The 18,668-nt window shown below is 43.8% G+C and carries 14 protein-coding genes; 7 read left to right on the top strand and 7 right to left on the bottom strand.

The features are described from left to right. Positions 1 to 1,070, top strand: a 1,070-nt coding sequence (locus tag POW22_RS03705) for a hypothetical protein (protein WP_272831273.1), incomplete at its 5' end; no start/stop codon positions are given. 5 nt (positions 1,071 to 1,075) lie between these two features. Next, positions 1,076 to 2,218 (top strand): T9SS type B sorting domain-containing protein, encoded by a 1,143-nt coding sequence (locus POW22_RS03700; RefSeq protein ID WP_272831272.1) that lies wholly within the window; start codon positions 1,076 to 1,078, stop codon positions 2,216 to 2,218. On the opposite strand, the gene POW22_RS03695 is transcribed toward POW22_RS03700, so the two are convergent. Further along, positions 2,215 to 3,252, bottom strand: a complete 1,038-nt coding sequence (locus POW22_RS03695; protein WP_272831271.1) for an aldo/keto reductase — start codon at positions 3,250 to 3,252, stop codon at positions 2,215 to 2,217. The two genes, POW22_RS03700 and POW22_RS03695, sit on opposite strands and share 4 nt — an antisense overlap. Positions 3,253 to 3,270: 18 nt before the next feature. Further along, positions 3,271 to 4,035: an exodeoxyribonuclease III gene (locus POW22_RS03690; protein WP_272831270.1), complete on the bottom strand. Its 765-nt coding sequence runs from the start codon at positions 4,033 to 4,035 to the stop codon at positions 3,271 to 3,273. A 137-nt stretch (positions 4,036 to 4,172) separates the two neighbouring features. Here POW22_RS03690 and POW22_RS03685 point away from each other — a divergent pair, with 137 nt between their 5' ends. From POW22_RS03685 to POW22_RS03675, 3 genes are all read left to right on the top strand, one after another. Beyond that, positions 4,173 to 5,381, top strand: coding sequence for a hypothetical protein (locus tag POW22_RS03685; protein ID WP_272831269.1), 1,209 nt, complete (start codon positions 4,173 to 4,175; stop codon positions 5,379 to 5,381). 105 nt (positions 5,382 to 5,486) lie between these two features. After that, on the top strand, positions 5,487 to 8,897 hold the full coding sequence (locus POW22_RS03680) for a hypothetical protein (RefSeq protein ID WP_272831268.1): 3,411 nt from the start codon (positions 5,487 to 5,489) through the stop codon (positions 8,895 to 8,897). Positions 8,898 to 8,939: 42 nt separating this feature from the next. Further along, positions 8,940 to 9,281, top strand: coding sequence for a hypothetical protein (locus tag POW22_RS03675; RefSeq protein ID WP_272831267.1), 342 nt, complete (start codon positions 8,940 to 8,942; stop codon positions 9,279 to 9,281). Positions 9,282 to 9,315: 34 nt separating this feature from the next. On the opposite strand, the gene POW22_RS03670 is transcribed toward POW22_RS03675, so the two are convergent. The 3 genes from POW22_RS03670 to POW22_RS03660 form a co-directional block, all read right to left on the bottom strand. Beyond that, positions 9,316 to 12,246 (bottom strand): T9SS type A sorting domain-containing protein, encoded by a 2,931-nt coding sequence (locus tag POW22_RS03670; protein ID WP_272831266.1) that lies wholly within the window; start codon positions 12,244 to 12,246, stop codon positions 9,316 to 9,318. Between the two features lie 225 nt (positions 12,247 to 12,471). Continuing rightward, positions 12,472 to 14,010, bottom strand: coding sequence for a glycine--tRNA ligase (locus POW22_RS03665; protein ID WP_272831265.1), 1,539 nt, complete (start codon positions 14,008 to 14,010; stop codon positions 12,472 to 12,474). A gap of 65 nt (positions 14,011 to 14,075) precedes the next feature. Further along, positions 14,076 to 14,960 (bottom strand): V-type ATP synthase subunit I domain-containing protein, encoded by an 885-nt coding sequence (locus POW22_RS03660; protein ID WP_272831264.1) that lies wholly within the window; start codon positions 14,958 to 14,960, stop codon positions 14,076 to 14,078. Positions 14,961 to 15,057: 97 nt separating this feature from the next. Between POW22_RS03660 and POW22_RS03655 the strand changes: the two genes are divergently transcribed. Then, positions 15,058 to 15,726: a ComF family protein gene (locus tag POW22_RS03655; RefSeq protein WP_272831263.1), complete on the top strand. Its 669-nt coding sequence runs from the start codon at positions 15,058 to 15,060 to the stop codon at positions 15,724 to 15,726. A gap of 66 nt (positions 15,727 to 15,792) precedes the next feature. Next, positions 15,793 to 17,412, top strand: coding sequence for an Ig-like domain-containing domain (locus POW22_RS03650; protein WP_272831262.1), 1,620 nt, complete (start codon positions 15,793 to 15,795; stop codon positions 17,410 to 17,412). Here POW22_RS03650 and POW22_RS03645 read toward each other — a convergent pair. Together POW22_RS03645 and POW22_RS03640 are read right to left on the bottom strand one after the other, a co-directional pair. Then, complete coding sequence (locus tag POW22_RS03645) at positions 17,396 to 18,184, bottom strand: amidohydrolase (RefSeq protein WP_272831261.1); 789 nt, start codon at positions 18,182 to 18,184, stop codon at positions 17,396 to 17,398. The two genes, POW22_RS03650 and POW22_RS03645, sit on opposite strands and share 17 nt — an antisense overlap. Next, positions 18,177 to 18,650 (bottom strand): ankyrin repeat domain-containing protein, encoded by a 474-nt coding sequence (locus POW22_RS03640; RefSeq protein WP_272831260.1) that lies wholly within the window; start codon positions 18,648 to 18,650, stop codon positions 18,177 to 18,179. The genes POW22_RS03645 and POW22_RS03640 overlap by 8 nt, the downstream gene beginning before the upstream one ends. Positions 18,651 to 18,668 lie beyond the last annotated feature (18 nt).

Raw genomic sequence — 18,668 nt, 5'->3', positions numbered from 1 at the left:
GTACTGCGGGTAATATTGAAATCGAAGATGGAAACACCATTACCTTAAACGTTGATGATGCCGATGCTGATGCTACCAACGAATTCAACACAGGTATTGCTTTTGATGGAACTACCCTTACCGTAACTGACGGTGGTGGCGATCAGTCCATCGATATCTCAGGGGTAAGCACGGACGATCAGGAAATCTCTACCGATGGTACTGCGGGTAATATTGAAATCGAAGATGGAAACACCATCACGCTTAACGTAGATGATGCCGATGCTGATGCAACCAACGAATTCAACACCGGAATCGCTTTTGATGGAACTACCCTTACCGTAACTGACGGAGGTGGTGATCAATCCATCGACATCTCAGGGGTAAGCACGGACGATCAGGAAATCTCTACCGACGGTACCGCTGGTAATATTGAGATCGAAGATGGAAACACCATCACGCTTAACGTAGATGATGCCGATGCCGATGCTACCAACGAACTGCAAACCATCACCTCAACAGATGGTTCGGTTACTGTTACTGCATCTGGAAATGACTATGACCTATCTGTTGCTGCAACTGATGACGGGCCAACTGTTTACACAGGAATGTTTATCATCTCTGCCTCCGGGACAACCACAGTGGACGGTTTACCCTTTGAGCCTTCTCAAGTGACCTTTGTAGCACACGCAAACATAGAAAGCTTGGATATTGACACTGACAATGGAGTTGGAAACAACGCTCGCGGTATCAGCAATTCCTTCGGAACCATGAACGGGTTTGCACGCAATGATACTGGAGGCATTACACAACAAGTTATCTATGTTGGCGGAAGCGGTAATTCGATCAACGACATCTCTAGATTCTCATCGAGTTCAAACTGTATCGGTTTACGCTATGGGAATCAAAATGGTGACTCACTTGGTAAGATCACAGCGAGCCTCTCAACATTTAATACCGACGGTTTTGACTTAACGGTAACCTATACCTTAGGAACAATAACAGCTAGTAGTGGAAACCCAGTGAACAATGTGCAACCCTCAGACATCAATAGCGAAAGCGTAGTTGTCTTGTTCACCGCTTACAAATAAGAGCCATGCGTAGTTTATATATACTTTTATTGAGTACTGCGCTTGGGTTTGCCCAAGATGGCTTTCACAATTTTGGCAATGTGAAGGTGCATGAAGAGGCCGCTATTGGGTTTCACACAGATGTGATCAACGACGGAAATTTTGATGATAATCCAGGTTTTGCTGGATTCTACCATCAAGATCGCACCTTACAGGTCTCTGGTTTCAATCCAGTGATCTTTAATACGGTGGAAGTTGATGTACTCAACGACCTTTCTTTGCAGGTTAACCTAGGTGTTGCAGAACTGCTGGAGTTTACCAATGGACGTATTTTCACGCCTAGAGACACGCCTGTAATAAGCTTGGATTTTGGCCCGGACAGCGTCTATTTAGGAGAATCTGATGACAACCATATTGACGGTTATTCTACTTACACTGGAGATCTTGATTTTGTATTTCCCGTTGGAGATGATTCTAAGTTGAGAAGTTTACGTGTAAGCCCTGAAGAATTCACCACCACGGTTTATCGTGCGGCCTACTTTTTTGAAGATCCGAACTTCCCAACAACGCTCAGCGGCAACTTTGACACAGATAACTTTGTTCCGAGTTTGGCCGTGATCAACGTTGAGGAGTATTGGGATCTTAATGCATCCACGGAAACAACCGCGACTTTAAGTTGGGACGATGAAAGTGGCGCCGATGCTATCGCAGCAGAAGTTGAGAATTTGCGTGTTGTAGGTTTTGATCCTTCTTTAGAAAAGTGGATTGACTTGGGGAACACCGATGTAAGCGGAGATCTAAACAACGGGACAATCACCTCAGAACCCTTCAGACCGGACAACTACGCGGCCTTGACTTTGGGTTCTGTTCAAAAGGCGGACGGCAGTGTTCTAGTTTATCAAGCGCTCTCCCCTAACGGTGATGGCTTGAACGACTTTCTTGTGATAGAAGGTGTTGAAGGATTACCGACTAATGAATTGGTGATATTTAATCGCTGGGGTGTTGAAGTTTTCCGCAAAAGAAACTATGACAACTCCTTTGACGGAATCTCCCGCGGACGCACTACTTTGGGCAACCGTGGCGAACCATTACCTGTTGGAACCTATTATTACGTGTTTAAAATAGAAGGCAGAAAAGATCTTTCTGGATATATCTATATAACGTACTAAGCCGCTGGATTCGGCATTTTGCTGTGTACCTCGTTGATGGCGCGGATTACCTCATCAGAAAGTTGAATATCAATACTTTCAATATTCTCTTTTAATTGCTCCAAACTGGTCGCACCAATGATGTTTGAGGTCATAAACGGTCTGTCGCTCACAAAGGCAAGCGCCATTTGAGTGAGGCTCATACCGTGCTTTTCTGCAATATTCTTATACTCTTGCGTAGCGGCTAAAGAGGCGTCTGAGTTATATCGATTGTAATTAGGAAACAAGGTCACACGAGCTCCTGCCGGCATGGCTCCGTTCAAATACTTTCCAGAAAGCACTCCGAAGGCCAAGGGCGAATAGGCCAAATAACCGATGTCTTCCATTTGCAATACTTCAGATAGGCCAATCTCATCTCTGCGCTGCAATAAGCTGTAAGCATTTTGGGTAGATACGATCTTTAGTTTCCCCTTACGGTGCTCTTCCATATAGCGCATCAATCCAAAAGGCGTTTCATTACTCACGGCAATATGTCTGATCTTCCCAGACTTTACATGCCCTTCCAATCGATCTAAGATCTCCCCAATATTGTCTTCCCAACGTGCATTGGGCGTGTGGTTATAATCGCGAACCCCAAAAATATTGACCGCTCTTTCTGGCCAATGGAGTTGATAAAGGTCGATATAATCTGTCTGCAAACGCGTCAAAGATTTGTGTAAGGCGTCCTCTAAAGCATCCGCAGAAAAACCAAGATTGGGTCTAATGTGTTTAAAAGTAGGACTCGGCCCTGCGATCTTGGTGGCCAAGATCACTTTGTCACGATTCCCACGCTCGGCAAACCAATTTCCAATGATGGTCTCTGTGCTTCCCTGAGTTTCTGCACGGCCCGGCACAGAATACATCTCTGCAGTGTCAATAAAATTAACACCCATATCCAAGGCCATATCCATCTGCGCAAAACCTTCTTCTAGAGAATTTTGCTCGCCCCAAGTCATGCTACCCAGGCAGATCTTACTTACTTCAATTCCAGTTCCAGGAAGTTCTTTATATCTCATTCAAATGCAATTTATTCGTTAAAATCCAAGCTCTACCATATGCGGACAGTGATCACTGTGTACCGCTTCTGATAAGATCACCGCGCGTTTAATGTTCTCTTTCAATGGTTCTGAAACCAAATTGTAGTCAATGCGCCAGCCTTTGTTATTGGCTCTTGAATTGGCGCGGTAACTCCACCAGGTGTAGTTATGCGGTTCTTTATTGAGGTGTCTGAATGAATCCACAAAACCACTCTTCATAAAGGCATCGAGCCAAGCGCGTTCTTCGGGTAAGAAACCAGAAACCTTTTTGTTGCGCACGGGATCGTGAATATCAATAGCTTCGTGACAGATGTTGTAGTCTCCCCCGATCACTAAGTTGGGTACTTCTTCTCGCAACCCATCAATATAGGCTCTAAAGTCATCCATATACTTGAACTTGAATCCAAGACGGGCATCATTGGTTCCACTCGGCAAATAGAGACTCATCACAGAGACATCTTCAAAATCCACACGCAGGTTACGCCCTTCGCTGTCCATATAATCGATCCCAGTTCCGTAGACCACATTTTTGGGTTCTTCTTTGCAAAGCACTGCTACTCCACTGTAGCCTTTCTTTTCTGCACTGAACCAATAGTGATAAGGATAACCCGCCGCTTCTAAGGCAGCTGTATCTACCTGCTCTTGCATGGCTTTGGTCTCTTGAATTAAAAACACATCCGGATTCGCGGCCTGCAACCAGTCCGTAAGGCCCTTGTTCATAGCTGCGCGGATACCGTTGACATTATAGGAGATGATCTTCATGGGTTTTACTTCTTGTTTTAGCGAAGTTAAGAACTATGCTCGGGAACACCCAGACCATTAAGGAAACTATTGCATCTAAATTTTAAGGAATTGAAATTAGCGCTGTATCTTTAACTTTAACTCAATTATTTGTCCTTATGAAAATACGCGCACTGCTACTTTTAAGCCTTTTTAGTGTGATTGGTCTTACTGCTCAAGTTCGATTTATGCCGGGCTACTACATAGATAATGACGGCAAACGTTACGAAACTCAAATTGAAAAGAAAGAATGGCGCAGTTGGTCTAATGAAGTACTTATGGTCAAGAACGGAGAGGAGGTCTCCGAGATTCCTATAAATGAGATCCAAGAGTTTGGTGCCGACGGATCTTTGCGTTTTGTGAGACGTAACGTGACCTTTGATAAAAGCTCAGAACGCTTGGAGGATCTCACCGCTGATTCCAACTTTAATTTCACTACTCAGACCGTATTATTGCGCGAACTCTTAACAGGTCCTTACACCCTCTACGAGTATTTTGATGATGTTTACAAGGCTTTCTTTTATTCTGATGACAACGGGCAGACCATTAACTCGCTCAATTTTAAAGCTGCTTTAAAACCGGGCAGCGAGTCCGTTATTGTGGGCAACAATGCCTACCGAAGACAGCTTCAAGCCCTCAATACCTGTCAAGCAAACCTGAAAGTTCCTGAGAATTATGAGCGCACACAACTGATCAGCTTTTTTAGAAAGCTCAACAGATGCCTAGATAAAAGCGGCAGCGAACAAAGCGGGCGTGTGCTTTCCAACCGTTTTGGATTTGATGTTTTTGGTGGAGCGAATTTTAATAGCGTAAATATCACCCGCTCCAATGCGGAGGCCAAGCAATTTGGAGTTACACCAACGCTCGGTGTGAATGTCAAATACATCATTCCAGCTATTTCTAATGAGATCATCATCAATACGAGTTTGCGTTATCACAGCCTGAACTACGATTTTGAGGAGACCTTTGGGTTTTTAGATGAGAGTTTAGCCAGACGGGTAACTCTAGAAGAACAAACCATACTCGCAGGCTTAGAATTACAATACGGTTTCTTTACGGGTCAAGATGAACAACTCCGCTTTGGTGCTGGATATTATTTTGGGCTGAATTTATCTAAACCCTTGTATACAGAAACCGGAAGTAATATTGAATTTGAAGGAAAAACATCTACAGGAACCGTAGGCATCTCTGCAACCTATCAGATCGATCGTTTGTTCGCCTCTTTGTTCTGGTATCCTACGGGGCGTCAACTCTTTGAAGGCATCCCTGGTTTTGAAGTTAAAAACACAGGCTTTGGGTTGGTTATTGGCTATGCAATCGCAAAATAACAAAGGGGATATCGCGTTAAATCCAATAGATTCGTCATGCCAATGGGCGGGTATTGTTAACTGCATTTATAAAAGGTTTCAAACTCCGCCAAAAGATTACAATATTTGAGGTTAATACTACTCCTTATCGGGCTGCTTTTCACGGGCCAGAGCCTCTTTGCTCAAGAAGGCCTGCGTCGTAGTATTCGAGTAGCAAAGAGTGATAGTATTACCGTTGATTCCGTTAGTGTGAATCCAAGTTTTTTTGAGGTGTTTTCTTCGGATGGAACTCGGCTAGAACCCTCGGACTATCAAATGGATTTTACACGTGCCACACTGCGCTTGAATAGCTCCGTTCAAACAGATAGTATTGAGATCCGATACCAACGCTATCCCCAATTCTTAACGCGCAGATACGCCAACCTGGACCCGAATTTGATTGTGAGTAATTCGGGCAATATAGACCGATTGTACAGTTTACAACAAGCCACAACCCGCCGTAACAGCACCCCTTTTCAAGGCCTGAATGCCAACGGGAGCATTACCCGAGGGGTCACCATTGGAAACAATCAGAATGCGGTGGTCAATTCAGAATTGGATCTACAGATCACCGGTCGGCTGAGTGAAAAGGTTTCCATTCGCGCCTCCATTCAAGATGCAAATATTCCTACTCAAGAAGGAGGTTACTCCCAAAATCTCGACGAGTTTGACCAGATCTTTGTAGAATTATATGGCAAGAATTGGAACATTCGAGCTGGTGATATCAACCTGAATCAAAGCGGAACCTATTTTGGAAACTTCACCAAAAAGATCCAAGGGATCTCCATTGGTGGAACACTAACGCATAAAGACAGCAGCAAGACTCATTTTGGAGTTGCTGGCGCTTTGGTTCGAGGGGTTTTTAGCAGAAGTACCTTTGCGGGACAAGAAGGAAACCAAGGACCTTATAAACTGGTCGGTCCAAACGGGGAATTGTTCATTTTGATCATTTCTGGTAGTGAACGCGTCTTTGTGAACGGACTGCTTTTGGAGCGCGGCGAGAACAAAGACTACGTAATTGATTACAATGCGGGAGAGGTCAGATTCAACCCAACCTTCCCTATAAATGCTTCCATGCGAATCGTAGTGGAATATCAATTCACGGACCGCAACTACACGCGCTTTATCGGTTACGGAAACGGCGGTTACAGCAATGATAACTTTCAGATCAGCGCTTATGCCTACAGCGAATCCGACGCTAAAAATCAACCCTTACAACAAAACTTGACAGAAGAACAGGTCGGTGTACTTCAAAACGCAGGAGACGATCTCAGTTTAATGAACGCACCATCAGCTGTGCCAGATACCTTTTCAGAAAATAAAATTCTATACCGAAGAGAAACCATTGCTGGCATTGAGGCCTTTGTATTCTCAGACAATCCAGATGATGAACTTTTCAATGTGCGCTTTTCATTTGTTGGAGCCAATAACGGAAACTACGTGATCCAATCAGAAAATACCATCAGTAGGATCTTTGAATTCGTGCCTCCCGTAGGAGGAGTGCCTCAAGGAGATTATGAACCTGTGGTGCCATTGGTAGCTCCAACACTACTGCAAGTAGGCGGTATTCACGGAAGTTACAGCCCAACTGAAAAAACGCAAATTGGTTTTGAACTCAGTGCCAGTAGAAGCGACCGGAATCTATTTTCTGATATTGATGATAATGACAACAATGGACTCGCCACACGATTAACCTTAGCGCAATCTTTGGTGCGCAAAGACAGTCTAGCCACGCGTTTGGATGCTTTTGCCAACGTCAATTACCTGCAAGAGGAATATCAATCCATTGAACGTTTGTTTAATGTGGAATTTACCCGAGATTGGAACCTACTCATGCCCACAGGAGATCAAACCTATGCCATTGGTGGTTTAGAAGGCGCATTAAAAAAATGGGGGGCAGCTCGTTATGAATTTCAGTATTTAGACTTTGACGGAAGCTTTAACGGTACCAGACACGTTCTCAACAGCAATCTCAAGCATAAAAACACTCTAGCTTTCATCAATGCCAGTGTACTGAGCAGTTCCGGAGACAGTTTAAAGTCGGAGTTTGCCCGTGTGTTTGTCAATACTCGTCAAAATTTTGGCGCCTATTGGGTGGGTGGTAAGTTCAATTTTGAGGATAACCAACAACGAGCCACACCCAACGATTCCCTAACTCCTTTGAGTCAAAAATTCACGGAATATCAGGCCTATGCTGGAGTTGGAGATTCCACCAAAGTTTATGTGGAGATCGGTTATATCAACCGCGTTACGGATAGTGTGGTGAGCAATCAATTGCAACGCGTTGCCAGCGCAGAATCTTACTATGCAAAGACCAAGATCTTCAATACGCAGGCCACGCAATTAAGCCTGATTGCCAATTTCCGACGCACGCGTTTTGATCAAACAGAGATGCCCGATGAACAAGTGCTCAACGGGCGTTTGAGTTACAACCAACGCCTTTGGAAAGGTGCTGTAGTGGGGACTACGCTTTTTGAATCCAACAGTGGGGTGATTCCGCAGCAAGAATTCACTTATGTGGCCGTTGAACCCGGACAAGGAATCTATACCTGGAACGATTATAACGAGAACGGAATTCAGGAATTGGATGAGTTTGAGATCGCCCAATTCCAAGATGAAGCCGAGTACGTGCGCGTGCTGCTGCCCAACAGAACCTTTGTCCCCATCAATCAAAACGCCTTTAGTCAAAGTATCACTTTGCAACCCAAGCAATGGACCAACAGCGAGAACAAGTTTAAAAAGATCCTTTCTCAATTCTACAACCAAGCCTCTTATTTAATTGATCGCAGTGTGCGCAGAAATGAAGGCCGATTCAAGATCAACCCGTTTGAAGATGCCGGAGACGATCAATTGGGGCTTCAACTCAACTTTAAGAATGTGCTGTTCTTCAATCGGGGGAAGCAACGATATACAACGAGTTATACCTACCTCAGCACAGCAAACAAGAATTTACTGGCCACAGGTTTACAAGAAAACAGAATCAGGAGTCATCAGCTTAATTTCAATCACAAGATAGGCACCTTCTTTCTGCTTAACGCGAGAAGCACTTGGTCTGACAGTGAAAGCTTGGCAGAGAACTTCCCCAGCAGGAACTTTGAGATTCAAACGGAGACCTATAATCCAAAACTCTCTTACTTGTGGAATAAAACCACGCGCTTGGACGTAGGCTACACCTTTACCGGTAAGTCCAATGGCTTGGGAGAAGAAGCCCTAGACCAACATCGGTTCACCGTGCTTTTTGCCTATAATAAATCGCAGAATTCCTCAATCACTGCAGAATTCAATTACATTGATAACAGTTATAGCGGGAGTGCATTCTCTCCTGTAGCCTATCAAATTCTAGAAGGCTTACAACCGGGAACTAACTTTACTTGGAACCTTTTATTGCAGCAAAAGATCACCAAATATCTAGATGCAAACCTCTCCTACTTTGGGAGAAAAAGTGAGCAGAGCAAAGCCATACATACAGGAAGCGTACAATTGCGCGCCTTTTTCTAGTTCGGTACGTTCTTTGTACTTTGCATTTGAAAACCACCGCATATGAAACCATTACTCGCGCTTTTTGCTTTAGCCTTTTGCCTTTCTGCCTCTTGTAATTCGAGTCAGCAGACCACTACCTCTGAGGCTGACAAAGCCGCTAAAACACAAATGATGACCGAAGCAGGATTTACCGCCGCCACCGTGATTGTACAACCGCAAGAAGCGGGCTGTCCTGTGGTGATTAAATTGGAGAACGAATACTTGGATCCCATCGACCTAAAAGAAGAATTCAAAAAAGATCAATTGGAAGTTTGGGTAAAATTTAGCCGTCTTAGACGTATGAACCGTTGCGATATGGCGAGTCCCGTCAGTATTTCTGAGATACAAAAAAAGGCGGAATAAAAATTCCGCCTTCTAGGGTTGGTTGGTTAGTTAATTACTTAACTATAATACGCTTAACCTTTCCGTACTTGGCATTACCAACACGTACTAAGTAAACGCCTGTAGATACGTAAGACATATCTAATGTGTAGGTAAAAGTTCCTCCCTGATTAGAAATCATATTAGAAAGAATCTTTTGACCCATTACGTTATGTACCTGAATGTTTAGGTCGCTTGTAATTTGAGGGTTGCTCAAAGTAATTTCAAACACTTCTTGGTTTGAGCTAGTGATGATAAGGTCAGCATCTGCAATACCTTGCTCATCTACACCCAATACTCCAGTTACGTTTGCAGTAAAGTCGTTTGTTCTACCAAATGCAAGATCGTCACAAGGATCCAATACGTTACCAGCTTGGTCAGTATCTTCTCCACGAACACGCATCAAGTGCTCACCAGTATTCAAACCTGGGAATACAGATAGATCAATGTTGAATGGGAAGTCAGTGTCAGCTGTTGCAACACTTCCAGTCTCAACGATCTCTGTTGGTTCAAATACAAAGTTATCGTTCCAGTCAATCCACATTGCGTAAGATGAATCTGGCCATCCCATTTGAAGTACTCCATCAAATGGATTGTCTTCTAGCATGAAGGTAAATACGATATCTGTGTTGTCTGAATATCCAGAATCACTACAGTCTACTGTAATGTCTTGATCTGCCAATTGAAGCATGGTCACACCATCACCAAATCCAGCACAATCACTTTCTGGTTGACAAACGGTGTTCTCAACCTCAACAGTGATCGCATCGTTTGTAGTATCAGCATCACCAGCCAAAGAAGTTCCTACTACGAATTCATAAGTAGCAAGAAGCGAAAGGTCTGCCGTAGCAGTAAAGGTGTAAGTGTCTGTCTCACCAGTTGCGATAGAACCAGTCCATGTCTCCGTGATTGGCGCACCTCCGTCAATTGCGAAAGATACTGGGATAGACGTTTGTGGCTCTCCACCAAAGTTGGTGATCGTTACCGTTACCGTTTCAGCAGCTGTCAATCCAGAACCTGAATTTGGGCTGTTCAATGCAGTCACACCAACATCGTTTGGCTCTAGGTAAGTTACGTCTTTAGAAACCTCATCGTTGTCTGGGAACTCATCACCAGCAAGATCAGTTCTAGCCGTTAAAGTATAGGTAGTACCTAGTGTTCCTAGGTCTGCAGTTGCAGTGAAGGTGTAAGATACAGTCTCTCCAGATCCAACAGGACCAGGAACAAGCTCACTTACAGGCGCTCCTCCGTCAACAGAGAAAGAAACAGGAATATCAGTTTGTGGAAGAATACCGAAGTTTCTTACCAATACTTCAACAGTCTCAGTAGTACTCAAGGTTCCGTCACTTGGCTGAACGATAGCTACAACTCCAGTGTCGTTGTCAAATTCAGCAGCTAGTTTGAAAACACCAACAATGTTAGCACGTCCTCCAGAGATGATCTGCTCATTGTTGAAGTAGAAAGTTTGATCGTCAGTTGGATCAACATCGATCTTGCTGTAGTCACCCGCACGAAGGTTCGGGAAGTTTCCAGTACCTGGCTCGATTAAAGTCTCAGCTACAGACATAGTACCTGCTGGGTCTGAAGACAAACGACCAGTAAAGTAGCTACTTGCAAAAACAGTAGATGAAGTAGTTGGTCCTGACATACCCATGTATCCCATACCAATGTTACCTTGGTTGTCCATGATCATAGATCCCATCCAAGCGTGCTTTCCATCAGGAGCGTTGTAAGTACCTTCTTGGAACAAAGACCAAGGCTGTCCGTCACCGTCTTGACGCAGTTCGATCCAACGAATACCCGCTAGTTTACCACCAGTTGGGTCTGTGTCTTCTACAAAGTTGAAGATTGCAGAGTTGTACGTTGGGAACTTGCGGAATTGCGCCTGGTTCATAATAGTAGACTGGATCGCATCGATCAATACACCACCTGGTTGAGGTAGGTTAGAGAAAGATCCACCGTCAAATACAGAAGTAAAAGGATCTAGTGGAATTTCTTGCTTTCCAGATACTGTAGAAGATCCTGGAGTTACCCAATCCACGTCGATCTCCCAAAGACCAATGTGGTCGTTTCCTGGATCTACTCCAGAGAAAGCATCATCTTGTACAAATACAATAGGAAGAGATCCTGTAGCAGGAAGATCAGCGTTAGACACGTTGAATGCCTGTGGGCTGTAGAAACCATTAGTAGCGATGTCTGGAAGACCAAAAGTGATGGTCTGAGCTCCAGGGTCACCCGCTAGCATTGCATCACGCTCAAGAGCGGTGATACGCTGTGTTGGGTTCGCGTTGTTATCGGTGATGTAGTATCCATCACTCCAAACAGAAAGTTTTTGGTAGTCATTAATTGTAGACACCTCATATACGAACCATCCAGAAGTTACTGGGTCTGGCCCGTCAGATACAGCGATCTGAGCACCACCACCTAAGAAAGTAACTACCCAACGATCTGCAGCGTTGTCATAAGATACCGTAAGGTCACAACATCCTGGATCTGGGAAAATGTTCAAAGGAGAAAGCTGTCCAGTCAATGGAGTACCGTCTTTTTCGAAAATTCGGAATCCAGTGTTGAATACAGCAAAGTAGTGGTTAGGTCCAATTGCTCCAGCAGGATCTGTTGGAGAAGAGGAAGTAAAAGCAGCCGTAAAAGAGAAATCAACACCTCTTGAAGGAATAGCTCCTTCTAAGATGTTTCTCTTTGAAGCGTTTAGCTCAGCGTTGAAATCTACTCCTTTTCCAGGAACAGACTTAACCCAGCTAGCACGGATACGTCCGTCTTGTACTTCGCGTGGATCATCAACAGCAGGAATTAATGATGAACGTGTGGATAATGGCTCCACATAAGTCATCTTATCTACTGTTCCAAATGACATCGGTCCCTCTTGCGCTTGAAGCGTTAACACTCCAAATAACAACAGCAGTACCGAAAGATAATTTTTCAGTCTCATGTTAAAGTTTAGTTTTTAGTCAGCACATTAGTTAAAAAGTCATCTAATGTAAGGGCTTTCCACTAAAACAACAACGAATTGGACCAATAATTTTGGCTCAAATTGACAAATATCGCATTGATTATCAGCACTATAATTCAGAGACCTACATCAATTAAGAAGCAGTCATCTCTCTAAAAGCTTGAAAGTAAAGTTGTTAAAAATAGCCTACTCAGTAGCTAGGGATTACTTATCCATCCATGTCTTGACCGCAACGGCCTGACCAATAATTTTTGAGACCTCAGAAATCGCAACGCGTTCTTGTTGCATAGAATCCCGATGTCTGATGGTTACCGTCTGATCTTCTAAGGATTGGTGATCCACCGTAATACAGAACGGAGTCCCCAATGCGTCTTGTCTGCGGTAGCGGCGTCCAACGGCGTCTTTTTCATCGTAAAGCACATTGAAATCCCACTGCAATTCATCAACCAGAGACTTAGCCAAGTCTGGCAAACCGTCCTTTTTTACCAAAGGAAGTACCGCGGCTTTAACAGGAGCTAAAACGGCAGGCAACTTGAGCACTGTTCTTGAATTGCCATCTTCCAATTGCTCTTCTTCCAGACTGTGTGAAAGCACTGCCAAGAACATACGATCCAATCCAATAGAGGTTTCCACTACGTAAGGCACATAGCTCTCACCCAATTCCGGATCAAAGAACTGTAGCTTTTTACCCGAATGCTCTTCATGCGCTTTGAGATCAAAGTCTGTTCTGGAGTGAATTCCTTCTAATTCTTTGAAGCCGAAAGGAAAATTAAACTCTATATCTGCTGCTGCATTGGCGTAGTGAGCGAGCTTTTCATGATCGTGGAAACGGTAATTCTCTGCGCCCATTCCTAGGGAAAGGTGCCATTTTAATCGAGTCTCTTTCCAATACTCGTACCATTTAAGCTCTTCTCCAGGACGTACAAAGAATTGCATTTCCATCTGCTCAAATTCACGCATTCTAAAGATGAACTGTCGCGCGACGATCTCATTTCTAAAAGCCTTTCCGGTTTGAGCAATCCCAAAAGGAATTTTCATACGACCAGTCTTCTGCACATTTAAGAAGTTCACAAAGATTCCCTGTGCGGTCTCTGGGCGTAAGTAAAGGTCCGTAGCTGATTCCGCCGAGGCTCCTAACTTGGTTCCGAACATCAAATTGAATTGCTTCACATCGGTCCAGTTCTTAGAACCAGAAACAGGATCTGCAATACCCAGCTCTTCAATCAAGGCTTTGACATCGGCCAAGTCTTCATTGTCTAAAGAACGCGCCATGCGCTCCATGATCTCTTTCTGCTGCGTCTTGTATTTGATCACCCGTGGATTGGTCTCCACAAACTGCTGCTCATCAAAACTATCTCCAAAACGCTTGCGGGCTTTGGTGATCTCTTTTTGTGCTTTCTGATTGAGCTTTTCGCAATAATCTTCAATCAAAACATCAGCGCGGTAACGCTTTTTAGAGTCTTTGTTGTCAATAAGCGGATCGTTAAAGGCATCGACGTGGCCAGAGGCCTTCCAAGTGGTTGGATGCATTAAGATTGCAGCATCGATCCCCACTATGTTCTGATGCATTTGCACCATGGATTTCCACCAGTATTCTCTGATGTTCTTTTTGAGTTCGACTCCGTTTTGCGCATAGTCGTAGACTGCGCTCAGTCCGTCATAGATCTCACTAGATCCAAAGATATATCCGTACTCTTTTGCGTGTGATACAACGCGTTTGAATTGATCGTCGTTTTGTGCCATGGCGCAAAAATAAAAAAAGCCACTACGATAGCATCGCAGTGGCTCTGTTTTTTTAAGGATCTTATTTACTTGAGGGTAAGGGTAGTTGAAGCTACTTGTTTTGATCCGTCAAAAACGTTGATGGTGTACAATCCGCTAACCAAGTCTTCCTCGGCAGCATTGACCATTACACAAACATCCAATTCCTCATTCTCATAAAACACCTTAGTCGTTGCGCTGTAAGTCAAAGAAGTATCATCTTCAAAGTTCATTACAGCCTTATCTCCCAAAACATTGTTCTTAGGGTTGATCACCTGCACCAAAAGCAAACGATCTCCTGGGCTGGCAATGGCATTCTCCGTCAAGGTAAAGCAAGAACGCACCTTGTCAGCACGGCTCGCTCTACGCGTATCTACAATGCGCCCGCTGTTTCTAACAATAACAGCTTCTGCAGCTAGATCAGCCACTTTAACTTCTGCCCCTTTAGCCACCGTCTCGGCTAGGGTTTGATTCTCAATGGCTACGGAATCTACTGTTCTCAATGTTTGAGAGAGAATGGTCGCGGTACTATCTCTTTCTGTCAACAAGACTTGATTTAATGCGATAAGACTATCAGCTCGCTTAAAAAGCTCCAGACGTTCGTTTTTTAGACGTCCGATCTCCGAACGATAACGACGGATCAATGCCATATTGGCCTCTGAATCCTTAACCGAATCCAAAAGAACTTCAATGCGCTGTCTGGCAGCTAGAAGATCCTTGTCTTTAATATCGTTCTCTTGGATCACAACATCGTATTCCTTGATGAGCGATTCTAATTCTGACTCAATCTTTACTTTATCCTCTGTTAGGCTATTGGTTGTTTCACGGCTGCTGTTGTATAAGCTTACTGTGTAAATACCTAGGGCAATAAGTAAAAAGGCTAAAACGCCTACTAGCACTTTAAACTTCGTTGTGCTGTTTTCTGTACTCATAATATATTTATTTATTATATTTCCTTGATTGTGAGAATGCAAAGTTAGCAGTCACTTCCCATATAACGCCTCATTTTGGCGAATAATCCTTTCTAAAATGTTAAAGCTGTTTTTTCCGCACTTATGTTGCGGTTGTGACCGTAGACTCTCTGATGGTTCACAGGTGTTGTGTGTGAATTGTCAAAATGAACTGCCCATTTGCTTCCCGAAGAATATAAAAGATAATGCTTTTGTTAGGCAATTCTACGGGCGTTTGCTCATAGAAAGTGCCTTTACACTCTTGCGTTTTGAAAAAACCAATCTAACCCAGCGCCTTTTACATCAATTGAAATACAAAGGTCAACAACAATTAGGAGTCTTTTTTGGTCTGCGGATGGGTTCCATGCTGCGACAATTAAAGCCTGCTACACACTTTGATTTGATCATTCCAGTACCCCTCAGCAATAAAAGAAAACGCAAACGTGGCTACAATCAGGTGGAAAAGTTTGCTCAAAGCCTGGGGCAACAGTTGAATTCACCCGTAAATAGCAAGGCCTTGATTCGTAGAGACAGCAGGCATTCCTTGGTAAAATTAGGTCGAAGCAGCCGTTTTAAACGCGAACATCACTTTGAGGTCAATCACAAACTGGAATTGTCTGTGAATATGCACATTTTATTGGTCGATGATATTGTCACCACCGGCGCCACTTTAGAAGCCTGTGCAAAAGTGCTGTTAAACAAAGGGGATTTCAAACTGAGTTTTGCTACTATTGCTATCTCTGAATAGATCGGAACCCAAAAAAGTAGTTGTTTTGTCCGTGTAAAAAGCCAGATAGTTGTTAATTTGCCGATTATGAACATGCCCGCTTTCCTTAAAGCCTTTCTTATTCTGATTTGCGCTGGTCTATTGACCTTAAGCCCTGCATCATGCGCAAAAAAAGGAAGTCCAGAAGGCGGCCCGAGAGATACTATTCCTCCTGTGGTGGTGCGGACGGTGCCGGAGAATTACAGCGTGAATTTTGACGCCAAGGAAATTCGCATCTACTTTGATGAATATGTAAGGCTGAATAACGCCTCTAGACAATTGATCGTCTCACCTCCCTTTGACAATCCGCCAGACATTTCACCGCTAGGTGCGGCCAAATTCATCAAGATCAAGATCAACGATACTTTAAAACCCAATACCACCTACGCCATCAATTTTGGGAAGAGTATTGCAGACAATAATGAGAACAACGAATATCCTTATTACCGCTACGTCTTTTCAACGGGTTCTTATATAGATAGTCTTTCTGTAAGCGGACGCGTTAAAGATGCCTTTTTACGCGAGCCAGAGAAGGAGTTGACCGTAATGCTGTATCAAATTGATTCTACCTACACAGATTCTGTGGTCTTTTTAGAGAAGCCATATTATATCGCGAACGTTACGGACAGCACCTCAGGATTCTCTTTGGAGAACTTGAAGGCGGGCCGCTATTTGTTGACCGCCATGAAAGATTCCAACTTCAATTACACCTTTGAACCTGGGCAAGATAAGATCGGGTATTTGGAAGAGTTCATTGAAGTTCCCGCAGACACTACCTATGAACTAACGCTTTTTAAGGAGGTTTTGGAGTACAATCTAGAACGACCTGTTCAAGTCTCTGGTGGGCAAGTGTTGTTTGGGTATCGCGGTGAGGCTGACAGTTTAAAGATCGAAATGGTAGAACCCGCAACTGGTTTTGAGACCTTACAGACCAAAGACAGAGAACGCGACAGTTTACGCCTTTGGATTCGTCCAAAAATCAAGGCAGACAGCTTGGTATTCCACGCTTACAATCAGAGTTATTTAGACACCTTGGTGTTGCGCTGGCGTGATTTTAATATGGATACCTTGAATGTGCGCGCAGAAAAATCAGGCCGTATAGATTTTGACCAAACCTTCACCTTGGTCAGTGATACGCCGATAGATAGTGTCTTAACAGACCGCATCAAGATCACCAATAAGGATTCCATGCAAATTCCGTTTGATTACAGCATAGACCGTTTGTACAATCTTGTGGAATTTCCTTTTGACTACGCAGAGGCTCAAACCTACAATATAGAAATGCTTCCCGGAGCTTTGACAGACTATTTTGGAAACAAAAATGACACCCTGAGCTTTAGAGTAGGCACACAGAACTACAGTGATTTTGGAACCTTGACCGTGAATATTGCCAATGCCAAATCCTACCCACTCATTGTTGATTTGGTCAAATCCAACGGGGAACTTGATGATTCCTATTACATCACAGCCGCTCAACCGGTAAAATTCCAATACATCGCTCCTGGAGAATACTACATCCGTGTTATTTATGATCTGAATGGTAACGGCCGATGGGATCCCGGTAACTTCTTAGATAAAACTCAGGCAGAACCCGTTTTCTATACCGAGGGTGCGGAAGAAATGAACTCCAATTGGGTTAGAGAAGTGACCTTTAGACTTCCAGAGTAAAAGAATCGCGATCATTCAAAAAGCGCAATTTGTCACGAACCTTATCTTGATAGGCTGCATCTAAACTGACCATCTCTGCGATAGGCGCTTCAAAATCTGTTGTAGATAATTGGGCTCCCAAAGGATCGTAAACGGCGGAGTGTCCTACATAAGGATAGCCATTGCCGTCCTCACCAATCCGATTCACTCCCACACAATAACTCATATTCTCAATGGCACGGGCCTGCAATAAAGTATCCCAAGCTTTAATGCGCGCTTTGGGCCAATTAGCAACATAAAGCAGTAAATCATAATTGGAGGTATTGCGCGCCCAGACCGGGAAACGGAGGTCATAACAGATCAGCGGGCAGATCTGCCAACCGTGTAATTCAACTTGTAAACGCTGGGTTCCTGCTGTATATACCTCATGCTCTCCCGCAAGGGTAAAACAATGGCGTTTGTCATAGGTTTTATACTGCCCGTCAGGATAGACAAAAAGCAGTCGGTTGTAAAAGTGATCGTCCTGCTTTATGATGATACTTCCAGTAACTGCTGAATTGTATTTGGCTGCCATTTGTTGCATCCATTGGGTGGTAGGCCCATCAACAGGCTCCCACAATTCCGCAGCATTCATGCTAAAACCTGTGGTGAACATCTCTGGCAAAACAAGCAGGTCACACTCAGAAGCAAAACCTTCAAGTACTTTTTCAAAGCGGTCCCTATTGGCCTCGTGATCCTCCCAAACAAGGTCTTGCTGTAGGATCCCGACCTGCAATTGATCTTTTTTACTCATAGGAGGCGATAAGGTCAACAATTTCTTGATAGCCTTGACTTTTTGCGTGATCTGTGGCCGTAAATCCGCGTTCGTCCTTTTGGGTGGTGTCTGCCTTATTTTTCAATAGAAGAGCAACCAGATCAGCTTTATTGAACATACTTGCATAGATCAATGCAGAAGCCCCATTAAAGTTGGTTGCATTCACATTGGCACCGGCGCTTACCAGTTTTTCAGCAATAGGATAATATCCTTTAAAACAAACACCCATCAAAGCGGTATTCCCAGCCTGATCTTGGGCATCTAATTCTGGTTTTAAACTGAGTAAGTAATCCACTACTTCCTGATGACCGTAATAGGTAGCCAACAGTAAGGCAGTTGATCCGCGTTGATCTTTTCCATTGAGCAGAACAGGTTGCTGAGCCAAAAAGGACTTAATATCCTCTAAGCGGGCTTCTCTTACGGCATTTATAAATTCGGCTTGCATAGCTTATTTGTAATTGTT

Origin of the sequence: Gilvibacter sediminis (genome assembly GCF_028561565.1) — a bacterium.
GTDB lineage: Bacteria > Bacteroidota > Bacteroidia > Flavobacteriales > Flavobacteriaceae > Gilvibacter > Gilvibacter sediminis.
Note: the sequence above shows the minus strand (reverse complement) of the source record. Positions and strands in the feature narration are given on the sequence as shown.

Bases quoted from the DNA above. Each gene is read 5' to 3' on its own strand.
- POW22_RS03655 (WP_272831263.1), top strand. From the start codon at position 15,058: ATGTTAAAGCTGTTTTTTCCGCACTTATGTTGCGGTTGTGACCGTAGA.
- POW22_RS03650 (WP_272831262.1), top strand. From the start codon at position 15,793: ATGAACATGCCCGCTTTCCTTAAAGCCTTTCTTATTCTGATTTGCGCT.
- POW22_RS03695 (WP_272831271.1), bottom strand. From the start codon at position 3,252: ATGAGATATAAAGAACTTCCTGGAACTGGAATTGAAGTAAGTAAGATC.
- POW22_RS03700 (WP_272831272.1), top strand. From the start codon at position 1,076: ATGCGTAGTTTATATATACTTTTATTGAGTACTGCGCTTGGGTTTGCC.
- POW22_RS03675 (WP_272831267.1), top strand. From the start codon at position 8,940: ATGAAACCATTACTCGCGCTTTTTGCTTTAGCCTTTTGCCTTTCTGCC.
- POW22_RS03645 (WP_272831261.1), bottom strand. From the start codon at position 18,184: ATGAGTAAAAAAGATCAATTGCAGGTCGGGATCCTACAGCAAGACCTT.
- POW22_RS03640 (WP_272831260.1), bottom strand. From the start codon at position 18,650: ATGCAAGCCGAATTTATAAATGCCGTAAGAGAAGCCCGCTTAGAGGAT.
- POW22_RS03685 (WP_272831269.1), top strand. From the start codon at position 4,173: ATGAAAATACGCGCACTGCTACTTTTAAGCCTTTTTAGTGTGATTGGT.
- POW22_RS03670 (WP_272831266.1), bottom strand. From the start codon at position 12,246: ATGAGACTGAAAAATTATCTTTCGGTACTGCTGTTGTTATTTGGAGTG.
- POW22_RS03660 (WP_272831264.1), bottom strand. From the start codon at position 14,960: ATGAGTACAGAAAACAGCACAACGAAGTTTAAAGTGCTAGTAGGCGTT.
- POW22_RS03665 (WP_272831265.1), bottom strand. From the start codon at position 14,010: ATGGCACAAAACGACGATCAATTCAAACGCGTTGTATCACACGCAAAA.
- POW22_RS03690 (WP_272831270.1), bottom strand. From the start codon at position 4,035: ATGAAGATCATCTCCTATAATGTCAACGGTATCCGCGCAGCTATGAAC.